The 5,569-nt window shown below is 46.5% G+C and carries 5 protein-coding genes and 1 pseudogene; 1 reads left to right on the forward strand and 5 read right to left on the reverse strand.

What is annotated here, in order from left to right; all coding sequences use genetic code 11:
- Nucleotides 1–210, reverse strand: a pseudogene (locus tag Q4C79_RS12880) (hypothetical protein); the annotation flags it as partial.
- A gap of 462 nt (nucleotides 211–672) precedes the next feature.
- On the opposite strand from Q4C79_RS12880, the gene Q4C79_RS12885 reads away from it, so the two are divergent.
- Nucleotides 673–1,149, forward strand: coding sequence for a peptidylprolyl isomerase (locus Q4C79_RS12885; protein ID WP_303091424.1), 477 nt, complete (start codon nucleotides 673–675; stop codon nucleotides 1,147–1,149).
- Between the two features lie 97 nt (nucleotides 1,150–1,246).
- Here Q4C79_RS12885 and clpP read toward each other — a convergent pair whose 3' ends face one another.
- From clpP to Q4C79_RS12905, 4 genes are all read right to left on the reverse strand, one after another.
- Nucleotides 1,247–1,873, reverse strand: a complete 627-nt coding sequence (gene clpP, locus Q4C79_RS12890; protein ID WP_303091425.1) for an ATP-dependent Clp endopeptidase proteolytic subunit ClpP — start codon at nucleotides 1,871–1,873, stop codon at nucleotides 1,247–1,249.
- Between the two features lie 112 nt (nucleotides 1,874–1,985).
- Nucleotides 1,986–3,290 (reverse strand): trigger factor, encoded by a 1,305-nt coding sequence (gene tig, locus Q4C79_RS12895; protein ID WP_303091426.1) that lies wholly within the window; start codon nucleotides 3,288–3,290, stop codon nucleotides 1,986–1,988.
- 201 nt (nucleotides 3,291–3,491) lie between these two features.
- Complete coding sequence (locus Q4C79_RS12900) at nucleotides 3,492–4,340, reverse strand: DUF1853 family protein (protein ID WP_303091427.1); 849 nt, start codon at nucleotides 4,338–4,340, stop codon at nucleotides 3,492–3,494.
- Nucleotides 4,341–4,415: 75 nt separating this feature from the next.
- On the reverse strand, nucleotides 4,416–5,315 hold the full coding sequence (locus Q4C79_RS12905) for a LysR family transcriptional regulator (RefSeq protein ID WP_303091428.1): 900 nt from the start codon (nucleotides 5,313–5,315) through the stop codon (nucleotides 4,416–4,418).
- Between the last annotated feature and the right edge of the window lie 254 nt (nucleotides 5,316–5,569).

Raw genomic sequence — 5,569 nt, forward strand, 5'->3', positions numbered from 1 at the left:
AGTATCAGCGGCAGAAGCAGCCGATGCAGCAGCATCAGCAGGTTTCTGACCACCACAAGCAGCCAAGAACAAAGACATCAGAGCAGCAGCAAACAATGATTTTTTCATTTCTAAATTACCTTCTTTTACGTGATCAACTTTAAAGGGAGTGAAATAAACAATGATAAGGAATAAAAAATAAATTATTCTCTTTTCATTAAACAAATTCATAAATGAATTTTTTAATATTATGCCCCACTAAATCTGGCAATGCAATTAGATAAAACAGTTGTTTTTCGGGACACACTTAACCGTATGAGTAAGTTTATTCCAGTTAGTTCCCAAAGAACGGATATTTTTTTCTCTTTCCATTTTTTTTAAAAATTAATACAAGATTTTCAAAAAGTTAACCTATTATTTAATAGTATTTTTACTCGAAATATTTCACTAATTTTCTTTATTTTTATTCCTGTTGTTTTTTCTTACAAAACAAACAATATCTACCATGTTGCAATATAACAACAAAACATGAAGAAACAATGATGTTTTTGCAAATTTTAATCATCATTCTTTTGACCCATCGGCTGCGCTAGCAACTGTTTGTGATGAATCTTGTGTTATAATAAACATCTATTCATATCTTATGATATATATAATTAAGATACATGCTTACCCAACAAAGAGGATGATTTTATGAGCATTGCCAAGAATTCCGTTGTTACCTTGCACTACGAAATGTACGATGCAAACGATCAACTTATTGACAAAACAGAAGAACCAATCGCTTATCTGCACGGGGGCTACGACGGTATTTTCCCGTTGGTAGAAGAAGCTTTACAAGATAAAAATGTCGGCGATGTAGTTGATGTCGTTTTACAACCGGATGATGCTTTTGGAGAGCAAGATGCCGAGTTAATCCGCATCGAACCTGCCGATATTTTCCCGGTAGAAGTGGAGCCTGGTATGATGTTTGAGGCCGATACTCCTGAAGGAGATACTTTGGTTTTCCGCGTAACTGATGTTGCCGACGGCAAGGTTGTGGTAGACGGCAACCATCCGTTGGCAGGTATGAAAATCCGTTTCAAAGCTACTGTAGACAGCGTGCGCGATGCTACCGAAGAAGAAATCAGCCACGGTCATGCCCACGGGGAGCACGGCCATCATCATTAATATCTTTAACTAAATGGCTCTTTCCCATTTGGTTATTAAAAAATGCCTGTCTGAATTATTTTCAGACAGGCATTTTATTTGATATTCGACTCCGTATTTATTTCTCTACAACATCAAGACGCGATTCGATTACCTGGTCAATCAAACCGTAAGCTTTTGCTTCTTCCGCAGACATATAATTGTCGCGATCGGTGTCACGTTCGACCTTCTCCAACGGTTGGCCGGTGTGCTTGGCCAAGAGCCGGTTAAGTTTATCTTTCAATTTCAATAACTCACGAGCATGAATCTCGATATCGGAAGCTTGGCCTCCCAAACCGCCGCTGATTAAGGGCTGATGTATCATCACGCGGCTATTGGGTAAGGCAAAGCGTTTGCCGGGCGTACCGGCAGATAACAGAAACGCTCCCATACTGGCCGCCTGCCCCAAACAGAGAGTGGAAACATCAGGCTTGATGAAATTCATGGTGTCGAAAATCGACATACCGGCAGACACCGAACCGCCCGGTGAGTTAATATAGAAATAAATATCTTTATCCGGGTTTTCGCTTTCCAGAAACAAAAGTTGAGCCACCACCAGATTGGCCGTATGGTCGTTTACCGGCCCCACCAGAAAAATAATGCGCTCTTTGAGCAGACGCGAATAAATGTCGAAAGCACGCTCACCGCGGCCGCTTTGCTCAATAACGGTCGGGATTAAGGTATTGTTGCTGATTTCCGGAATCATCACGGAACTCCTTTCTGTTGTGCTAAGATTATAAAAGCATCAAAGCCGCCGTTTCTTGCCGCTTCGATGCTTTTTCTTTTAAAAACGGGATCAAAACCTTACTTAATGCTGATTAGGCGCCCATAACTTCGTCGAATGACAATACTTTTTCATTCACTTTGGCTTTGCCCAATACATAATCGACGACATTGGCTTCAACCGCCAGAGAAGTCGGACCTTGCAGACGCGAAGCATCAGCAAAATACCAATCGATTACTTCTTGTGGATCCTCATAGCTGTCGGCAAATTCGGTTACGATGGCTTTGATTTGCTCATCTTTCGGCTCCAGTTGGTTTTCTTCCACGATTTTCGCCAAAATCAAGCCCAGTTTCACACGGCGCTCGGCTTGTTCGTTAAACATATCGGCCGGCAAATCCAAGTTAGCGGCATCAGCCATACCCTGATTGATGAAGTTTTGCTTCATTTCTTGAGCCAAACGACCCGCTTCATCGGCTATCAGCGCTTTGGGAACTTGCACCTCAGTAGATTGCAGCAGCGCTTCCATGGCCGATTCTTTGGTTTGCGCTTCGGTACGGCGTTTTACTTCACGCAAAACGTTTTTCTTCACTTCTTCACGCATCTGGTTAACGTCGCCGCTTTCAATGCCCATTGCTTTGGCAAATGCTTCGTCCACTTCCGGCAATACCGGCTCAGAAACGTTTTTCAGAGTGATGGTAAAGACTGCAGTTTTACCGGCCACTCCTTTGCCGTGGTAATCCTCCGGGAAGTTTACTTCGACATCTTTGCTCTCATTCTCTTTTAAACCCAATACGCCGGCTTCGAATTCCGGCAGCATCTGGCCTTGGCCCAGAATGAAGGGATAGTTTTGCGAAGAACCGCCGTCAAAGGCTACGCCATCGATTTTGCCTTCGAAATCGATAATCACGCGGTCGCCTTCGCGTGCTTCACGATCAGCATGTTCGAAACGGGTACGTTGCTTGCGCAGGATTTCGATGGTTTGTTCGATTTCCGCATCGCCAACGTTGGTCACTGCTTTTTCTACTTCTTGTGCAGACAAATCGCCTACGGTGATTTCCGGAAATACTTCGAAAATAGCGGCGAATTTGAATTCTTCTTTACTGTCTTGTTCTTCCACACCTTCCAAACGCGGCATACCGGCGATTTTCAAGTCTTGTGCAACGGCCACATCGTAGAAGGCTTTTTGCGCCAACTCGTTCAATACATCATTCTGGATGCTGGCGCCATACATAGATTCAACCATGTGCAAAGGCGCTTTGCCCGGACGGAAACCATCGATACGCACGCGACGGGCAGTTTGACGCAATTGTTTTTCCACTGCGGCGTTCACTTCGCTCCACGGTAGAGACAACACTACTTTGCGTTCCAGATTTTCCAAGTTTTCTACAGTTACGCTCATTGCAAACCCTTAAATTTATTCAGTTAATTGGTTACTCAAAGACTACAGCAATGCGCAATAATGCTTTTTGCCGCCGTCGGAATAAAAAAATCAAACGGTGATTGTATCACAGAGAAGTGATGAAATAACAGATACTGCCGTTGATTTCCTTTATATATCACTAAACAAGCTTTACTGATAACCGCCCGATGCCGAATATCCTTAGCGTTTCATCCAACGCTCGATTTCATGCCAATAACCGTCCGGCCGCCGCTCCAATCCCGCCCACAAGCCCGGATCGGCATCCGGCTCTATCTTTTTCAGACAAGCCTCTTCGCACACACGCGCCGGTGCCAGCAAAGCCATGCGCGGCAATAAATAATAAAGCCGTTGCGGATCTGCTGATGCGGCTTCTGTTTGAGGTGCCATATACAGGCCGTGCCAACCATAAAGATTGAGCGGTGCTTGCCGAAATACCCGACCTGCCGCGGCAAAGCCCATACCCCGTACAATAGAAACACTTTGTAATTGGTTTGGCTCGAAACCTGCGGCCTGCCACGGCGTTGGTTCCGGCAAATAAGACAAGCCGGCCAGTTGCCTTTGCAGCTTGGCGACTTTATCGACTAATTTATCAAGCGGGTTCAACCCGGCCATTTGCGCAGGATCGGCATCAGCGTCTCCGTAATATTTGCAAGTTAGCTCTACGTGGTAGGGCCGCCCGTTTAATACCACGGCAAAATCCAACTCCCCCTGCTCTCCATTTGTGTTCTGCCAACGGATATTGCGCGCCAGCAGCCGGCTATGCGGTGCATGGGCAAACCAAAACGCTAAGAGACTCTCGGCGTAATAACCCAAACGTTGATGAAACGGTGCCGCCGCCAGCGCCTCTTGCAATTGGCCGGGTTGTTGATCCAACGCCAACAAAAAACGAAATCCTTGCTCACCCAGCAATTCACGTACCGGCAATTCGCGGCCGCTATGCCACAAGGGTGGCGCGGTCAGCAAGCTGGCCAGCGCACGCACGTCGGGATCGGTTAAACGCCACCACAGCGCATCAAGGGCATAATTCATGATATTTTCTCTGAAAAATTTTACAGCGGATTTAATTACTTCGATACAAGGCAGCAAGCTGCAGACATTTTGACATCATGCCAACCGGTGAATGAAATAATCACAAAACAAACGTTGTGCAGGACTGAAATCCTGATCTGCACGCCAGGCCACACCCAGACTCATCGCCGGCACCGGACTTTGCAAAGTAATCTTGTGGATTTTACGCCCTTCCAATGACCAAGGCCGATATACTGTGTCCGACAAAATGCTAATACCGCTGCCATTACCCACCATGCTGCGCACTGCTTCGATCGAACTGGTTTGCAGCACCACCCGCGGCTCGGCACCGGCTGCACGCCAGTAGGCCAGAGTAGTGTCCGACGATTCGTCGACATCCAGCATGATGTAAGGCTCGCGGCGCAAATCGTCAAAATCTACCCGTGCCTGTTGCAGCAAACGGTGACCAGGCCCTACCCACAAATGACGCTGGGAATCCAAAAACGAATGTACCCGCAATTGCGGGTTCTGAACATTGGAACTAAGCAGCACCGCTATATCCAGTACCCCGTCGAGCAGCCCCTGTTCAATCGCTATACGAGGCAGTTCAACCAGATGAATTTTCAGATTCGGGTATAGTTGAGCCAGCCGTTGCAGGTGAAACGGTAAAAAATAACCCAATACCGTGTAAGTGGCAGCCACCTTGATTTCACCATGCACATCTTCCTGTTCAAGCCCCAAATCGCGACAAGCCGCCACGCTGTTGAGAATCTGGCCGCAATGATCCAAAAACAAGCGTCCTGCGTGGGTTAGCACCATGCCGCCGGGGTGGCGTTCGAACAGGCGCACCTGCAGCCGGTTTTCCAGCTCTTTGATGGCAGCGGTGACCGCCGACTGGGTAATGTTCAGTTGTTGCGCCGCCTGCGAGATTTGCCCCAATTCGGCGGTACAAACAAAATAACGCAAATGACGAGTGGAAAAATCCAATTGGCTCATTTCGGTTCCCACACTGATGATGATCTATTTAACTACATAGAAAGATTTCCGCAAGGAAGGCAGGTATCCCACCATATCAATTTTTTTGATATCAATCCATCAAAAAATAAAAGTTTTTTTGATGGCCGTTTTCTTTTAGGCTTGTTATCAACACCATTCCGCCGGAGGAAATCTAAACATGCGCAAAATTCAAATAGATCTCAATTCCGACATGGGCGAAGGCTTCGGCATTTGGCGCGCCGGTGACGGCGTGG

This window comes from Neisseria sp. (assembly GCF_030523955.1).
GTDB lineage: Bacteria > Pseudomonadota > Gammaproteobacteria > Burkholderiales > Neisseriaceae > Neisseria.